Below are 15,715 nucleotides of genomic sequence, written 5' to 3'. Positions count from 1 at the left end.
CGCTCCCGGGGCCGCCCGCCGGCCATGCGGCTGCCCGCGTTCGGAGGGACGATGGGGCGTGGAGGGCCGCATTCGGCCGGAACCGGTACAGGCGGAGGGAGAGACCATGCTGGGAGACAGCAAGGCATTCAGCGGTTTTTCGGTCGACAGCATCGACACCGCGAAGGACTTCTACGGCTCGACCCTCGGCCTGCGGGTCTCCGAGGACAACGGGATGCTCTCCCTCCACCTCGGCGGCGGCGCCGAGGTACTGGTGTACCCGAAGGAGAACCACACCCCGGCGAGCTTCACCGTGTTGAACTTCCCCGTACCCGACATCGACCGGGCCGTCGACGAACTCGGTGCGCTCGGTGTGGCCTTCGAGCGCTACGACGGCTTCGGGCAGGACGCGAAGGGCATCTCCCGCAATGAAGGCGGCCCGCCGATCGCCTGGTTCAAGGACCCGGCCGGGAACGTCCTCTCCGTGCTGGAGGTGGAAAGGGCCTAGCCGGTTCCGGTTCGGGGCACCGGGCCATGGCGTCGCACCGGGACGGCCCGCAGGCGCGGCTGCGCGCGATGGAGGAAGCCGCCGAGCGGATCGGGACTTCCTCCGACGAGAAAACGATCTGGCGGGAGCTGACGGGGTTCCTGTTCCGCGGCCCGTGCGACGCCGCGGCAGTGGAGCTGACCGGCGGCGGCCGGAGCGGCCCGGCCGGTCGGGTGGCCGCCGCGGGCGACACCGCCGGCCTGCTGGATGCCCCGGGCGGCGCGGCCGCGTCCGCGCACGTGGTCCCGGTACCGCTGGCCGGCCGGGGCGAGGTCTACGGGCAGCTGCTCGCGGCCCGCGCGGACTCCGCCTTCAACGCGGACGAGACGGCGACCCTGCACTTCGCGGCGCGCCTGGCGTGCGCGCACGTCGGGCACGCACGCCGGCTCGCGGCCACCGAGAAGATCGCGCTCGACCTCCAGCGGGCCCTGGTCGCGGAGCCCGGCCGGCCGCATCCGAACCTGGAGGTCGCCAGCCGCTACCTGCCGCTGGGCTCCCGCGCCCTCGTCGGCGGCGACTGGTTCGAGACCGTACGGCTCCACTTCGGCCGCACCCTGCTGGTGGTCGGGGACGTCATGGGCCATGGCCTGGAGGCCGCCGTGGACATGAACGCCTACCGCCACGTCCTGCGAGAGGTGGCCTCCACCGATCTCGCCCCGCACCGCGTGCTGCGCCAGCTGGACGCGTTGTCGGCCGCGGAGGACGACCGCCGCCCCGCGACCTGCCTCATCGTCCGGGTCGATCCCGCCCGCGGTACGGCGGCGTACGCGAGCGCGGGGCACCTGCCGCCGGCGGTCTTCACCGCGGACGGCACGGGAGGACTCCTCGACGTGCCCGTCGGCCCGCCGCTGGGCACCGGGGTCGGGGGGTACGAGACCGTCGTCCTGCCCTTCACCGCGGACCAGACGATCCTGCTCTACACGGACGGGCTGGTGGAGCGCCGCGGCGAGGACATCGCCACGTCCCTGGCCCGGCTCGCCGCCCTGCGCATGACCGCCGGCTGCGGGGTACCGGAGGTCGTGGACGCGGTCTGCGCCGGCCTCGACGCGCGGCACGCCGAGGACGACGTCGCCGTGCTCGCCGCCCGCCTCCGCCTCCGGCCGCCCCCGGAGGGAGCGGCCGGGTGAGGGGTACGCCGGCTCAGCGCGCCGGACCCGCCGACGGCGCGGGGAGCGCCGGGAGGGCCGGGGACAGGGGTGCCGGGGCCTCGACGGAAGCGTTCTTCGGGACCTTCGGCTCCTGCGGCGGCTTCGGCGCGGTCCTGCCGCACAGCGCCTGGTCGCGGTAGTCGGTCATGGCGGCGTCGGCCGGGTGCGGGTCGAGTCCGGTGCCGGCCTCGTTGATGCGCTGGTACTTCATCAGGTTGTACCCGAGGGCGAACTGCCGGGTGCCGTCCGGGCTGGACAGGGCCTGGGTGCCGGCGCCCCAGACGCCCCCGTCGTGGCCCCAGGCCGGGCCGCACGGCGTGTCCATGGAGTAGATGCCGAGGCCGTAGCGCAGGGTCACCTTTCCCGTCTCGTCCTTGATGTCGACGGTGGTGCGCATCTGGTCCAGCTGGCGGCGCGGCAGGAGGTCACCGGTGAGCAGGGCCCGGTAGAAGGTGTTCAGGTCCTGCGGCGTGGAAACGAGGGCTCCCGCGGTACCGCCCCAGGTCATGTTGTAGACGCTGTAGTCGCGCGGCGGGTCGATGAGCCCGAAGAAGCTCTCGTACATGCGGGCGTGGGCGCCGCGGATGTGGGGGTCGGTGCCGGGGAAGTAGGTGTCCCGCAGGCCGGCCCGCCGGATGACGTCCTTGGCGATGAGCCGCTCGGGGTCCTGGCCGGTCACCTTGCGGAGGATCTCGCCCAACAGCACGTAGTTGGTGTTGGAGTAGCTCCACTCGGTGCCGGGTTCGAACCGCTGCGGCCGGGCCACGCCGTAGCGGATCAGCTCGGTGGGGCGGATCGTCCGGAAGCGGTGCTCGTCCAGGCTCGCGGTGGTGCCCTGCTGGAGGGAGGGGAAGGCGTCCGCTATGTAGTCCTCGATGCCGCTGGTGTGGTTGAGGAGCATGCGCACGGTCACCTTGCGGCCGCGCTCGCCGGGCAGGAGTTCGGGCACGTAGTCGCCGACCGGCCGGTCCAGGTCTATTCGGCCCTTCGCGTTCTGCTGGAGCACGGCCACTGCGGTGAACGTCTTGGTGACGCTGCCGACGCGGTGGCGGAGGTCCGCGCGGACCGGGCGCCCGGTGGACAGGTCCGCGACGCCGGCGGCCCCGTCGAAGCGCTCGCGGCCGTCGCGGGCCGCGGAGAAGATGCCGTACACGCCCGCGTCCCGGACCGCGTCGAGCCTGGCCTGGAGCTCGGCCCGGTCCAGGCGGCGGCCGGCGGACGCTGCCTGGGCGGCGTCCGGCTCACCGGCGGCCGCGGCACTGGCGGCGGGTGCGAGACCCGCCAGCAGGGCCACGGCGACGGCGGTCGCCGAGGCGGCGCGGCGCAGTCGCCGTGCGGGGCGGTCGGCGGGACGGGGGTGGCTCATGGCGGCTCCTCGACGCGGGCCCGGTGGGGCCGGTGATCGGTACACCTCGATTCTTCGCGACGGCCGGTGGCGGAACTTCCTCCGCCAGGACGAATCAGGCATCAACCTCCGGAAGGAGAAGCACCTTGACAGGCCATTACATTTGTCACGCCACGGCTTCGCACGCCTGCCGGCGCGGGCTGCGCGCACCGCTCAGGCCGCGGTCCAGCCGCCGTCCAGGGGGATCGAGGCGCCGCTGAGGAAGCCGGTGTGGGGGCCGCAGAGCCACAGGACGGCGGCGGCCACCTCCTCCGGTTCGATCAGCCGTTTCACGGCGGAGCGGCCGAGCATCACCTCCGCGACGACCCGGTCGGCGTCGATGCCGTGGGCGGCGGCCTGGGCCGCGATCTGTGTAGGTCGGTCAGGAGTCAGCGACCGGTTCGAGTGATTTCCACGTCGGACCCCACCGGCAGGGTCAGGCTCCCTCGGGGGTGATCAGGCAGAAGGGATGGCCGACGGGGTCCTCGTGGACGCGGTAACCGATCGGCTTGTCCGAACCGTCCAGCAGCGTCGCACCGAGGGCGAGCACCTGGGCCTCGGCTGTATCGAGGTTCGTGACCATCACGTCGAGGTGCATTTGCTGAGGACGCTCGGAATCCGTCCAACGCGGCGCGCGAAAATCGTCCACTCGCTGGAAGAGCACCACCGGGGTCCCCGCCGCGTCCTGGAGCACGACGTAGTCGCCGGTGTCCGCCTGCCGTGAGAGCGAGAGCAGCTTCTCGTAGAAACCGGCGAGTTCATCCGGATCCGGGCAGTCGATGACAACGGTGTACAGGCGTCCGATCATGCAGCTCACTCTGCCACTGGCCGAGCGGGCCGAACGGCAGGGGCCCAGAACAAGGTTGAGGATCAAGCTGAGCAGGTGTGCGGATGCGGTGCGCGGGCGCGCAGCGAGTACAGGACGGGGAGGTGTGAGTCCCCGAACGGCAGCCGGTACAGGCCGTCCCGGCCCTGGGGCAGGATGCCGCGCGGGTCGAACTCCGCGGCGACGTGCTCGCCGAGGTGCTGCACGATCAGGCCGGCGGTCGCGGCCGCGGTGACGATCTCCCCGATGGAGTGCGGATATTCGACCACGTCCTGCGCGGGGAGGCTGAGGCCCGGTTCGGCGTAGGTCCCGGTGACGGTGTCGCGGTGGGGCTCGCCGCCGCCGTAGGGCCAGTCGACGACGAGCGGTTCGAGCGTCGCGACCGTCTGGAAGGCCGGGTGCAGGTCCACGAGGAAAAGGCTCCCGCCCGGCCTGAGCGCCATGGCCGCGCCGCGCATCCAGGCGTCGAGGTCGCCGATCCAGCACAGGATCCCGTAGGTGGCGACGACGAGATCGAAGCGGCCGGCCAGGCTGTCGGGCAGCCGCTGGGTGTCGGCTTCGACGAAGGTGGCGGGCAGGCCGGTCCGTTCGGCCAGCCGGCGGGCCCGTTCGACGGCCGTCGGCGAGAAGTCGACGCCGGTGACGCGGGCTCCCAGCCGGGCCCAGCTCAGGGTGTTCATGCCGAAGTGGCACTGGAGGTGGAGCAGGTCCTTGCCGGAGACGTCCCCGACCAGCTCGCGTTCGAGCGGGTGGAGCGTCTCGCGTCCCGCGACGAAGGACTCGACGTCGTAGAACCGGTCGGTGGCCGTCGAGCCGTGGACGCGGGCGAGGGTGTCCCACAGGGCCCGGTTCAGCGCGGTCCCGTCATCGGCGTTCGCCAGGGTGTCGATCACGGGGCCGAGGATGGCACACAGCCCGCCTGAGCGCGCGTCATTTACGGTGTCCCCCATGGGTATACGAGGGCGCCCCCACCGGGCCTACCGGTACGTGGGGCCGGCCGGGCCCCTGGCACTGGTCCGGCCGGGGAGCGGGGGCCGGGGCATCCGGTCGGCAGCGGATTTCGGGGCGTGGGTCTCGGCGCTGCCCGCGCGGGAGTTCGCCGAGCCGTTCACGTTCGTCATCGACACCGCCGGTGTGCTGCGGCTCGCCCCGCGCCACAGCGAGCACGTCGTGTGTGCGGGCGGCGGACCGGTCCTTGCCGCCGGTGAGATGGGGTTCTCCCGGGCGTCCGGTGCGTGGGCGGTCGGCGAGGTCAGCAACCAGTCGACCGGCTACTGCCCCGACGTCGTCTCGTGGGCGGCCGTCGCGGACGCGCTGGACGCGGCCGGGATCGGGCACCCGGGCGGGTACACCCACGAGGTGGTGTTCCGCAGGTGCCCCGCCTGCCGGGAGCTCGGCATCGTGCGCGAGGACGACTTCGTGTGCGTGTTCTGCGACGGGCCGCTGCCCTCCCGGTGGAACGTCGACGGCGACCCGGGGTCCGCGGCTACCCCAGCAGGTCCAGGAGCGGTGTGAGGCCGTTCGGCCGCCGGTCGACCGGCCGGTGGTCGACGAAGTGCACCGGGCAGCCGAGCGCCGCGGCGCCGCCGTCCGCGGTGCGGTCGTCGCCGACCATCAGCACCTCGGCGGGCGGCAGGCCGAGCGCGTCGCAGGCGGTCCGGAAGATCAGCGGGTCGGGCTTCTGGACGCCCAGCTCGTAGGAGAGCACGTAGGCGTCGACCAGCTCGTCCAGGCCGTGCGTGCGGAAGATCGGCCGCAGGTCCCATCCGATGTTGCTCACCACGGCCACCGGGATGCCCCGTCGCCGCAGTTCGCGCAGCGTCGGTGCGGTGTCCGGGTAGGGCCGCCAGGCGGCGGGGCTCATGTGGCGGTCGTAGAGCGCCCCGGCCAGCTCCGGCGCCGGCAGGCCGGACGCCAGCGCCAGGCCGCCGTAGGCCGCCCGGTGCTGACCGGCACTCACGTCCCGTTCGCGCCACAGGGCTTCGAGGTGGGCGGGAATGCGCCGAGGCGCGCCGCCGCCCGGCAGGGCGCCGTACTCCGTCAGCCGCCCCGCCGTCTCGCGGAACTCCTCGTCGGACAGCCGGATGCCGGTCGCCGCCAGGCCCGCGCCGAGCCAGTCCTCGGTCGACTCGATGCGCAGCAGCGTGCCGGAGAAGTCGAACATCACTCCTCTGATCATGTGGTGATCGTAAGCCAGGCCGGGCGCCGGCTGCCCCGGTCAGGTGGTGGGGTGCAGGCGGGACGGGGTGGGCGGTGACGCGGGCGGGGCCGCGTCCAGCTTGGCGAGCGCGCTGCCGGCCAGCCAGCTGCGCCAGTCCACGTTCCAGTCGCCGAAGCCGTTGTCGAAGGGGGCCATCTTCTCTCCGCCGCTGTTGACCACCTCCACGATGTCGCCCTCGCGGACCGTCTCGAAGAACCAGGCGGCGTTCTCGGTGCTCATGCCCGTGCAGCCGTGGCTGACGTTCTCCTCGCCCTGCGCCTCGACCGACCAGGGCGCGGCGTGGATGTACTCGCCGCTCCAGGTGACCCGTGTCGCGTAGGAGACGGGCAGGTCGTAGAACTCCTTGGTGCCGCGCTTGATGCCGACGGTGTCGCCGCGCATGCGGACCTTGGACTCCTTGCGCAGGACGACCTTGATGCCGCTGCGGGTCCTGAACCCCTCCTTGCCGGTGGTGACCGGGATCGTCCGGATGACGCGTCCGTTGCGGCGTACGGTCATCCGGTGGGTGGCGGAGTCGGTGACGGCCTCGATCCGGTCGCCGATGGTGAACTGCAGGTCCTCGGAGGGACCGCCGTAGGCGTGGTCCCCGACCTCGACCCCGTCGAGGCCGCTGCGGACGCGCACCACCGTGTGCGCGGGCCAGTACGTACGGGGCCGGAAGTGCAGGGTCGACCCGTCGACCCAGTGCCAGGCGCCCTCCACATGCGGCTCCGAGGTCACCTCCAGCGCCTGCTCCAGCCGGGCGCGCGCCACGGGGTCGTCGGCGGGGACGGGCCTGCTGAGGGCGGCCGTCACGATCTCCCCGGCTCCGTACGTACCGGGGCCCGGCCCGAACTCGACGGTCAGCCTGCCCCCGTCCGCGGGCGGCGCGGTCCGGAAGGCCATGGTCACGCCGACCGGGCTGCCGGCCGCGTCCTGCGCGCCGACCCGCACGGTGTACGTCTCCCCCGCGCGCAGCGACTCGGTGTTCAGCCAGCGGTCACCGTGCGGGCCGAGTTCACCGGAGAGGTGGCGGCCGTGCCCGTCGTGCACGGTCACGTCCGTGATGCGGCCCGGTTCGGTGAGCGTGATCTCCAGGGGCCCGCCGGCGTCGGTGGGCAGCGCCTCCGCCCAGGCGGCGTCGGCGACGGCGGGCTCCGCGAGTACGGATCCCACCCCGCGCGTGGTGGCCCGTACCCGCTGCTCCTGCCAGCCGTCGCACAGCCCGCGCCGGAACACCCGGGCCGCGCACCGCCCTTCACCGGCCCCGTGGGCCCCCTCCAGCACTCTCCCCACCAGCAGGGTGACCGCCGCTTCCCGCGGGCGGCCCCCCGGTTTCGCGTCCGCGGTGTCCGCATCGGGCGCTCTGCCGGGCGCTGCGGCGACGACCAGCATGGCCCCCGTCACCGCAGCCACCGCGCCCCACGCCTTGGTCGGTTGTGTCCGTCGCATTCGTGGCATAGCCGTATCAAACCGATGGAGAGCCAACCTGATGATCATGTGCTCGCCCCTGGGGCCGAACGGGCACCGGAAGTGAACTCGTACGGAGCACACACCGCCGCGACCGGACGGGACCGCGGAAACCCGCGTGCCCCCGGGCGGCTCCGTGCGGACAATGACCGCATGCCTGTACGCGTGGTACATCCGGACGAACTGACCGCCCTCCAGGACATCGAGAGGGAAGCCGGGCGCTGCTTCCGGGACATCGGCATGCCGGAGATCGCCGACGACGAGCCGCTGGCGCTCGGCGAGCTCGCCCCCTACCGGGAGGCGGGGCTCGCCTGGGTGGCGGTGGACGGGGCCGACACCCCGGTCGCCTATCTGATCGCCGAACGCGTGGAGGGCAACCTCCACGTCGAGCAGGTGTCCGTGCACCCGGACCACGCCCGCCGCGGCATCGGCAGGTCCCTGCTGGAGCACCTGGCGACGATCGCGGTGGGCGAGGGCGTGCCCGCGCTGACGCTCACCACCTTCACCGACGTCCCGTGGAACGCCCCGTACTACCTCCGCTGCGGCTTCCGCGCCCTCGGCGAGGACGCGCTCACTCCCGGCCTGCGGGAGATCCGCGCGCGCGAGACCGCACACGGCCTGGACCGGTGGCCCCGCGTGTGCATGCGGCGCGACCTGTGAGGCCGGGGCGGGCCCTCCGTCCTTCGCCGACCGCGAACCGGGGTCGCGGTCGCGGCGACGGTGTGCTGGGGTGGGCGGATGGATCTTCTGATACTGGGCGGGACCGCGTGGCTGGGCCGTGAGATCACTCGGCAGGCGGTGGGACGCGGGCACGACGTGACGTGCCTGGCGCGCGGCGAGAGCGGGGAAGTGGTGCCCGGTGCGCGGCTGGTGGCGGCCGACCGGAAGGACCGGTCCGCCTACGCCGGGCTCGTGGACCGCGACTGGGACGCCGTGCTGGAGGTGTCCTGGCAGCCGGCGTTCGTCCGCGACGCGCTCGTGGCGCTGGCGGATCGGACCCGGCACTGGACGTACGTGTCGTCCGTCAGCGCCTACGCCGACCACGGCGCGGTCGGCGCCGACGAGTCGGCGGCGCTCCTGGCGCCCACCGAGCAACAGTACGTGGGGCGGGAGGAGTACGGGGAGGCCAAGGTAGCCTGCGAGGCCGCGGTGCGCGCGGCGGTCGGCGACCGTCTCGTCGTCGCCCGGGCCGGCCTGATCGGCGGTCCGGGAGACCACACCGGGCGCTCGGGGTACTGGGTGGCCCGTGCCGCCCGCACGGTGGACCAGCCCATGCTCGTACCGCACTCCCCCGGCCTGCCGACACAGGTGGTGGACGTACACGATCTCGCGGGCTGGATGCTGGACCTCGCGCAGGAGGGAACGGTCGGGACCTTCGACGCCGTGGGGCCCGTCGTGCCGTTCGACGAGTGGGTCGACCTGTCGCGCCGCGTGGGTGGCCACACCGGGGACGTCGCGGAGGCTGACCCGCAGTGGCTCCTGGACCGGGAGGTCGCGCCGTTCATGGGGCCGGAGTCGCTGGCCATGTGGATGCCGGACCCGCAGTGGGCGGGCTTCTGCGCCCGCAGCGGAGCCGCGGCGCGCGCGGCCGGGCTGCGGCACCGGCCGCGTGCGGAGATGCTCGCGGACCTCTTGGAGTGGGAGCGCGGCCAGGGCCTGGACCGCTCCCGCCGGGCCGGCCTGAGCACCGGCCGCGAACGCGAACTCCTCGCCGCGCTCGGTCGCTAGGCCGGGCGGGATTCAGCGCCGGGGCCTGGTGGCGACGGCGGCCCCGATGCGGAGGGTCCGGGCGTACGTGCCGCGGGGGTCGTGGTCGAGCAGGGCCCGGCGCAGCTCCGTCTCGAAGGCGGCCATGCGGTCGCCCAGCTGGTCCGGGCCGGACGAGGAGAAGGAGAGCTGGAGGCCGATCACCTCGTCCACGGTGTGGCGGACGGGCTGGTCCCACTGGTGGGTCTCGACGCGGGAGAGCGGCGACTTCGCAAGGCAGTCGACCAGTTCACCCCAGTCGTCCCGGTCGGACTGCCCGGACTGCCCGGGCCGGCCGGGTCCGAGGAAGCGTTCGCGTACCTCCTCCACCACGGTGAGCCAGGCCGCCCGCGGGTCGCCGGGCCGGTACAGGGACTCGACCACGGCGACCCCGCCCCGGGGCGCGAGCACCTCGTCGAGGTCGGCGAGCACCCGCCCGCGGTCCATCCGGCGGAAGGCCCTGCCGATGACGCACAGGTCGATCCGGGGCAGGCACAGCCGGGTGATGCAGGCGTCGTCGCCGCGCAGCCACGAGATGTTCGTGATGCCGCGGTCCGCGGCGAGCCGGGCCCCCTCGGCGAGCATCGCCGGCTCCGGGTCGACGGCGTACACGTGGTCGGCCAGGGGGGCCACGGACAGGCCGAGCGTGCCGGGGCCGGCGCCGAGGTCCAGAACGGTCTGGGAGCCGTCGAGCGCGAAGCGGTCCGCGAGCAGGGTGTGGAACTCCCGCGGGTACGGGGGCCGGTAGCGGGCGTAGTAGGGGGCGGCGGACGCGAACGGGGTGCTCATGGGGTCCTCCCTCCGGGGTTGCACCCGCCGATCGTGGAGCACGCGGCCGGCTTCCGGGTGCGCCGGACGCCCCGAATCCCCCGAACGGATGCCTGCGCGACCCCCCTGGGACGCCGTACTCCCGTCATCCGGCGTTCCGACGGCGTTCGCCCGGCGTTTCCCGGCCTACGCCGGAAGGCGCTTCGGGTCGAGGGCCCGCCGGCGCGAGCTGATCGAGTCGGGGTCCCAGCCCGGGCGGGGCACCGACGCCAGCAGCAGCCGGGTGTACGGGTCGCGGGGCTCGGCGAGGAGTTCGGCGACCGGGCGGTGCTCCAGTGTCCGGCCCCGGTACATGACGAGGGCCTCGTCGCATACGTAGCGGACCACCGCAAGGTCGTGGCTGACGAAGACCAGCCCGATGCCGGTGTCGCGCCGGATGTCCGCCAGCAGGTTGAGGACCTGTGCCTGCACGGACACGTCGAGGGCGGACACCGCCTCGTCGAGCACGAGGACGGCGGGTTCGACCGCGAGGGCCCGGGCGATCGCGGCGCGCTGGCGCTGTCCGCCCGAGAGGTGGCGGGGCAGGGCGGCCGCCTCCCGGTCCCCCAGGCCCACTTGGGCCAGCAGCTCCCGGACCCGGGCCGCCCGGGCGGCGGGGTCGCGGGAGCCGTGCAGCCTCAGCACGCCGTCGATCGTCGCGCCGATGCCCATCCGGGCGTCCAGGGAGAGGTAGGGGTCCTGGAAGACGATCTGAACGGCCTTGGCCCGGGCCAGCCGCGCCGTCTTCCCGCGTACGGAGTCGGCCAGCGGCCGGCCCTGTACGAGGATCCGGCCCGCGTCGGGGCGTTCGAGGCCGATGAGCATTCTGGCGGTGGTGGTCTTCCCGGATCCGGATTCGCCGACGATACCGAGGGCGCCGCCGGGCCGGAGGGTGAAGGAGAGGTCGTCGACGGCGACGACCTCGGTGCCGCCCGTGCGGTAGGCCTTGCGCAGGCCGCTGACCTCGAGGAGTGCGGGGGTGGGGTCGGTGGTCAACGGTCCTCCTTGCAGGACGCGAGGGAAGCCGCCCCAGACGGCGGCTCCGCCCGGGTCGAGGGCAGTTCGGCGGTGCGGTGGCAGGACACCTCGGCCGGCCCGTGCCGCTCCGGCCGGGGTGCGGACCGGTCGCAGCGGCCCGGCTCGGCGAACCGGCAGCGGGGTGCGAAGGCGCATCCCGGGGCGGACTCCAGGAGGCCCATGGGGGCGCCGGGGATGGGGGTGAGGCGGGCGAGCGGACCGTGCAGGGGCGGGGAGGAGCCGAGCAGGCCCGCGGTGTACGGGTGGCGGGGTGCGGCGAAGAGCTCTCCGACGGGCCCCGTCTCGACGATCCTGCCCGCGTACATCACGTAGATCCGGTCGCTGACGGCGGCCGCGAGCTCGATGTCGTGGGTGATCAGGAGCAGGCCGAGGCCGCGTTCGCGCTGGAGCCGGCCCAGGACGGCGAGGATCTCGGCCTGGGTGCTGACGTCGAGGGCGGTGGTGGGTTCGTCGCAGAGCAGGAGCCGTGGTTCGGTGGTGAGGGCGGCGGCGATCACCACGCGCTGCAGCATGCCGCCGGACAGCTCGTGCGGGTACTGGTTCAGGTGCCGGGCAGGGTCGGGCAGGCCGACCGCGTCGAGCAGTTCGGCCGCCCGGGCCGCGGCCCGGGTCCTGGACCAGCCGTGGGCCAGGCGCAGCGGCTCGGTGAGGAAGTCCCCCACGCGGCGTACGGGGTTGATGGCGGCGCGGGGATCCTGGTAGATCATCGCGGCCTTGGCGGTGCGTACGTCGCGCAGGCTCGCGGCGTCGGCGCCGACGAGGCCGGTGCCGGCGACGCTCACCTGGCCCGTGACGTCGGCACCGGCGGGGAACAGGCCGAGGGCGGCGCGGGCGGTGACCGACTTGCCCGAGCCGGACTCGCCGACGAGGGCGACGACTTCGCCGGCGCCGACCCGCAGGTCGATGCCGTCCAGGATCGGCCGGGCCGTGGCGGGCAGGGTGACGCTGAGCGCGTCGTATTCGAGCAGCGGCATCAGGAGTCCCTCCCGGCGAGCCGGTCGCCGAGGCTCTCCCCGACGACGTTGAAGGCGACGACCACCAGGACGACCGCCACGGCCGGGGCGATCGCGGACAGCGGCTGCCCCTGGAGGACGGCGGCCTGGCCCTGGTTGATCATGGCGCCCCAGTCGGGGGTCGGCGGCTGGACGCCGAGCCCGAGGAAGGAGAGGGCGGCGAGGTCGAGCAGGGCGTACCCGAAGTTCACCGTCGACTGGGCGAGCAGGGTCGGGGCGATGTTGGGGAGCATCCTGCGGACCGTCACGAACAGGGCGGAGTGCCCCTGGACCCGGTATGCGGCGATGTAGGGCCGGGCCTTCTCCTGTACCGCCAGGCCGCGCACCAGGCGCGCGGTGTACGGCATGTAGGCGATGGCCATGGCGATGACGGGTGCGGTCATCCCCTTGCCGAAGAGGGCCACCGCGAGGATCGCGAGCAGCAGTGCGGGGAACGCGAACACGATGTCGAGGACCCGGCCGGTCATGGCGTCGATCCAGCCGCCGCGCCAGGCGGTGAACAGGCCGACGGCGATGCCCAGGACGGTGGAGAAGACCACGACGGCGAGGGGTCCGGCGAGGCTGGTGCGGGTGCCGGCGATCAGGGCCGAGAGGGTGTCGCGGCCGCCCTGGTCGGTGCCCAGCCAGTGGTCGGGGCCCGGGCCGAGGAGGGTGTCGCCGAGCCTGCCGAACGTCGGGTCGTGGGGGGTGAGCCACGGCGCCAGCAATGCCACCAGGACGAACAGGATCAGGAGTGCCAGGCAGGCCTGCCGGAGCGGGCCGCCGCCGAGGACGCGCAGCCGGGCCAGGGGGCGGCGGGCCCCGGCCGCCGGTGCGGTGTTCGCGCTCATCGTGCGCTCCCCGCCGCCGCCGTGCGCGGATCGATCAGCGGGTGCACCAGGTCCACGAGGGCGTTGACCACGACGAAGGCGGCCACGACCAGCAGCACGATCGCCTGGACGACCTGGAAGTCGAGCTGGTCCACCGACTGGACGAGCAGGGAGCCCACTCCGGACATCCCGAAGGCGGTCTCGACGATCGCGGTGCTGACCAGCATGCCGGACACCAGGAGGGCGGAGACCGTCACGATCGGGCCCAGTGCGTTGCGCAGGACGTGGCGCCGGATGACGGTCCGGCGGGGTGTTCCGCGGCTCAGGGCGACCTCGACGTGCTCGCGGCGCAGTTCGTCGAGCATCGCGGAGCGGGTCACGCGGGTCACCAGCGCCACGAAGGTCACGGACAGGGCGGCGGCCGGGAGGACGACGTGGTGGAGCCGGTCGAGGAGGCCGGTTCCGTTGCCGATGGTCGGGAACCAGCCCAGCTGCACGCCCAGTACCGACCGGAGCAGGAGGGCCGCGACGAAGGCGGGCGCGGCGGCCCCCACCGTCACCAGCAGCATCAGGGAGCGGTCGGTGCGCGATCCGCGGCGCAGGGCGCCGACGATGCCGGAGCCGATCCCGAAGACCGCGATCATCAGGGCCGATACGCCGATCAGCAGCAGGGACGCGGGCAGCCGCGACCAGATGACCGAGGCGACGTCCTGGTGCAGGAGGTACGAGCGGCCCAGGTCGCCCTGCAGGACGCCCTCCAGCCAGTGCCAGTACCGGACGAGGAACGGCTCGTCGAAGCCGTACTGGCGGCGGATCTCGACGAGTTCCTCGGGCCCGGCGCTGCGCCCCTTCACCAGGAAGGAGGCGGGGTCGCCGGGTGCCAGGAACAGGGAGGCGAAGACGAGGAAGGAGGTGACGAGCAGGGTGGCCGCCATGCCGGCCAGTCTGCGCAGGACGCGTGCGGCCCGTGCCGCCGCGGCCGTCATCCGCTCGCGCCGATCTCGGCGGCCCACGGGTAGTACAGGTAGGCGATGGAGGGCTGGACGCCGGTGATCCGCTTGCCGAGGAAGACGCTCACGGGCTGGGTGTACAGGGGCAGCCAGGGCAGTTCGCGCAGGGCGATGCGCTGGGCCTCGGCGTTGGCGGCGGTGTGCTCGACGGGGTCGTAGCTGGCGACGGCCCGGTCGACGGCCGCGTCGAAGGCGGGGTCGGACCAGCCGCCGTAGTTGCTGAACGCGTCGGTCCGCAGGACCCCGTACATGTCGAGCGGGTCGGTGATGGAGGTGTTCCAGAAGGTCAGGAAGAGGTCGATGCCCTCGCGTGCGGCCGGGTCGGTGAAGAGCGTCGTGTACTTCTCGGCGGAGACGGAGTCGATCTGCGGCTTGAGGCCGATGGCCGTGGCGGCCTGGACGACGGCCTGGGTGATGATCGTCGTCTGGGAGTCCAGCGGGCTCGTCGCGATCACGACCTTCTGGCCGTTCACTCCGGCTTCGGCGGCGAGCGCCTTGGCCTTGGCGGGGTCGTACGGGTAGCGGGGGAGGTCGCGCTGGATCGCCTCGCGGGTCGCGGCGGGCGCGTCGTTCCAGAGGTTGTCGGTGACCAGCGAGTGGGCGACTTCCCCGACGCCGCCGACGCCGGCCTTGAGGATGCCCTCGCGGTCGATGGCCATGAGGAGGGCCTGGCGCACCCGGGCGTCGCCCAGCGGGCCCTTGAGGTTGCTGACCACCTCGTCGGCGACGGTGGTGTTGCGGCCGAAGTAGAGCTTTCCCGCCGCGGTGTCGCGCAGCCCGGCGTACGCGTCCGCGGGGACCATCCAGCCGCCGTCGACCTCGCCGCTCTGGAAGGCGTTGACGCGGGTGGTCGCGTCGGCGAGGAAGACGAACTTCACCTGGCCCGCCCTGGCCTTGAGCGCCGGGTTCCAGTAGTCGTCGAAGCGCTTGAGCGTGAGCGACTGGCCGGAGGTCCACGAGCCGAAGGAGAAGGGGCCGGTGCAGTTCACTCCGGTCTGCGGATTGCCGTAGTCGTTGCCGGACTTGGCGAGGGTGGCGGCGGACTCGACGGTGCCGGGGCCGGCGGCGAGGTACTTGTTGAAGGTGGAGTCGGGCTGCGTCAGGGTGACGGTGACCTCCAGCGGCCCGGTGCGGTCGACCGACTTGACGTTGCGGAAGGGGTTGGCCCAGACGCTCGCCGTCTGCGGGTCGAGGTTGCGGCGCAGGGAGGCCACGACGTCGTCGGCGGTGAGCGTCGTCCCGTCGTGGAAGCGGACGCCGGGGCGGATCTGGTAGACCCAGGTGGTCGGGGTGGGGTTGGTGTACGAGGTCGCGAGGTTCGGCGAGGTCGTCAGGTCGGGGTTCCAGCGCAGCAGGCTCTCGCAGACGTTGGCGAGGATCTGGTTGGGCGGGAAGTCGTAGGCGTGCGCGTAGTCGATGGTGGTCGGCTCCGCGTAGATCGACCAGGTGAACGAGTCCACGTCGCCGACGGCGGCGGGCGTCTTGTCGGTGAGCTGGAAGGCGGTGGCCGGTCCCTTGCCCTGGCCGGTGGTGCCGGATCCGGTGCAGGCGGTGGTGACGAGCAGCATGCCGGCGGCGAGGGCGGCCGCCGCGGCGTTGCGGATCGCGCTGCGTCGGCGCAGCGGCGTTCCCGATGTGGCTGGTGACATCGTCTGGCTCCCTGAGGGGTGAGCATGGAGGGGTGGGTGCGCGGCCGGTGGCGGGCCGGCCGGTGACTGCCCGGGGGCTGCCGGGCAGG

16 protein-coding genes and 1 pseudogene are annotated in these 15,715 nt (G+C 73.4%); 5 read left to right on the top strand and 12 right to left on the bottom strand.

Annotation, left to right across the window (positions count from 1 at the left end):
- Nucleotides 1-106: 106 nt before the first annotated feature.
- Nucleotides 107-487 (top strand): VOC family protein, encoded by a 381-nt coding sequence (locus tag OHA91_RS35355; RefSeq protein ID WP_328740716.1) that lies wholly within the window; start codon nt 107-109, stop codon nt 485-487.
- A 26-nt stretch (nt 488-513) separates the two neighbouring features.
- Nucleotides 514-1,653, top strand: a complete 1,140-nt coding sequence (locus OHA91_RS35350) for a PP2C family protein-serine/threonine phosphatase (protein WP_328740715.1) — start codon at nt 514-516, stop codon at nt 1,651-1,653.
- 13 nt (nt 1,654-1,666) lie between these two features.
- Here OHA91_RS35350 and OHA91_RS35345 read toward each other — a convergent pair whose 3' ends face one another.
- The 4 genes and pseudogenes from OHA91_RS35345 to OHA91_RS35330 all read right to left on the bottom strand — a co-directional run bounded on the left by OHA91_RS35345 (nt 1,667) and on the right by OHA91_RS35330 (nt 4,777).
- Nucleotides 1,667-3,040 carry a serine hydrolase domain-containing protein gene (locus OHA91_RS35345; protein WP_328740714.1) on the bottom strand — a complete coding sequence of 458 codons (1,374 nt, stop codon included), beginning with the start codon at nt 3,038-3,040 and terminating at the stop codon, nt 1,667-1,669.
- A gap of 192 nt (nt 3,041-3,232) precedes the next feature.
- Nucleotides 3,233-3,448: pseudogene (locus OHA91_RS35340) on the bottom strand (SDR family oxidoreductase); the annotation flags it as partial.
- A 46-nt stretch (nt 3,449-3,494) separates the two neighbouring features.
- Complete coding sequence (locus tag OHA91_RS35335; protein WP_328740713.1) at nt 3,495-3,866, bottom strand: VOC family protein; 372 nt, start codon at nt 3,864-3,866, stop codon at nt 3,495-3,497.
- 62 nt (nt 3,867-3,928) lie between these two features.
- Nucleotides 3,929-4,777 carry a class I SAM-dependent methyltransferase gene (locus OHA91_RS35330; protein ID WP_245240279.1) on the bottom strand — a complete coding sequence of 283 codons (849 nt, stop codon included), beginning with the start codon at nt 4,775-4,777 and terminating at the stop codon, nt 3,929-3,931.
- 55 nt (nt 4,778-4,832) lie between these two features.
- Here OHA91_RS35330 and OHA91_RS35325 point away from each other — a divergent pair, with 55 nt between their 5' ends.
- Entirely contained in the window at nt 4,833-5,399 is a 567-nt protein-coding gene (locus OHA91_RS35325) for a hypothetical protein (protein ID WP_328740712.1), read from the top strand.
- Here the strand turns inward: OHA91_RS35325 and OHA91_RS35320 are convergent.
- Nucleotides 5,371-6,063, bottom strand: a complete 693-nt coding sequence (locus OHA91_RS35320; RefSeq protein ID WP_031157584.1) for an HAD family hydrolase — start codon at nt 6,061-6,063, stop codon at nt 5,371-5,373. The genes OHA91_RS35325 and OHA91_RS35320 overlap by 29 nt on opposite strands.
- 39 nt (nt 6,064-6,102) lie before the next feature.
- Complete coding sequence (locus OHA91_RS35315) at nt 6,103-7,545, bottom strand: L,D-transpeptidase (protein WP_328740711.1); 1,443 nt, start codon at nt 7,543-7,545, stop codon at nt 6,103-6,105.
- A gap of 162 nt (nt 7,546-7,707) precedes the next feature.
- Here OHA91_RS35315 and OHA91_RS35310 point away from each other — a divergent pair, with 162 nt between their 5' ends.
- Nucleotides 7,708-8,214, top strand: coding sequence for a GNAT family N-acetyltransferase (locus OHA91_RS35310; RefSeq protein WP_328740709.1), 507 nt, complete (start codon nt 7,708-7,710; stop codon nt 8,212-8,214).
- 78 nt (nt 8,215-8,292) lie between these two features.
- The gene (locus tag OHA91_RS35305; RefSeq protein WP_328740708.1) at nt 8,293-9,282 is read left to right on the top strand and encodes an NAD-dependent epimerase/dehydratase family protein; all 990 of its coding nucleotides are present in this window, start codon (nt 8,293-8,295) and stop codon (nt 9,280-9,282) included.
- Nucleotides 9,283-9,294: 12 nt separating this feature from the next.
- Here the strand turns inward: OHA91_RS35305 and OHA91_RS35300 are convergent, their stop codons facing one another.
- The 6 genes from OHA91_RS35300 to OHA91_RS35275 form a co-directional block, all read right to left on the bottom strand.
- On the bottom strand, nt 9,295-10,089 hold the full coding sequence (locus OHA91_RS35300; RefSeq protein ID WP_328740707.1) for a class I SAM-dependent methyltransferase: 795 nt from the start codon (nt 10,087-10,089) through the stop codon (nt 9,295-9,297).
- 165 nt (nt 10,090-10,254) lie between these two features.
- A complete protein-coding gene (locus tag OHA91_RS35295; RefSeq protein ID WP_328740706.1) occupies nt 10,255-11,103 on the bottom strand; it encodes an ABC transporter ATP-binding protein in 849 nt (282 codons plus the stop codon).
- On the bottom strand, nt 11,100-12,119 hold the full coding sequence (locus tag OHA91_RS35290; RefSeq protein WP_266505390.1) for an ABC transporter ATP-binding protein: 1,020 nt from the start codon (nt 12,117-12,119) through the stop codon (nt 11,100-11,102). The genes OHA91_RS35295 and OHA91_RS35290 overlap by 4 nt, the downstream gene beginning before the upstream one ends.
- Nucleotides 12,119-12,988, bottom strand: a complete 870-nt coding sequence (locus tag OHA91_RS35285) for an ABC transporter permease (protein ID WP_031157578.1) — start codon at nt 12,986-12,988, stop codon at nt 12,119-12,121. Before OHA91_RS35285 ends, OHA91_RS35290 begins: the two co-directional genes overlap by 1 nt.
- A complete protein-coding gene (locus tag OHA91_RS35280) occupies nt 12,985-13,980 on the bottom strand; it encodes an ABC transporter permease (RefSeq protein ID WP_328740705.1) in 996 nt (331 codons plus the stop codon). Before OHA91_RS35280 ends, OHA91_RS35285 begins: the two co-directional genes overlap by 4 nt.
- Entirely contained in the window at nt 13,950-15,626 is a 1,677-nt protein-coding gene (locus tag OHA91_RS35275) for an ABC transporter substrate-binding protein (protein WP_328740704.1), read from the bottom strand. Before OHA91_RS35275 ends, OHA91_RS35280 begins: the two co-directional genes overlap by 31 nt.
- Nucleotides 15,627-15,715 lie beyond the last annotated feature (89 nt).

The organism is Streptomyces erythrochromogenes, from assembly GCF_036170895.1.
GTDB lineage: Bacteria > Actinomycetota > Actinomycetes > Streptomycetales > Streptomycetaceae > Streptomyces > Streptomyces erythrochromogenes.
Note: the sequence above shows the minus strand (reverse complement) of the source record. Positions and strands in the feature narration are given on the sequence as shown.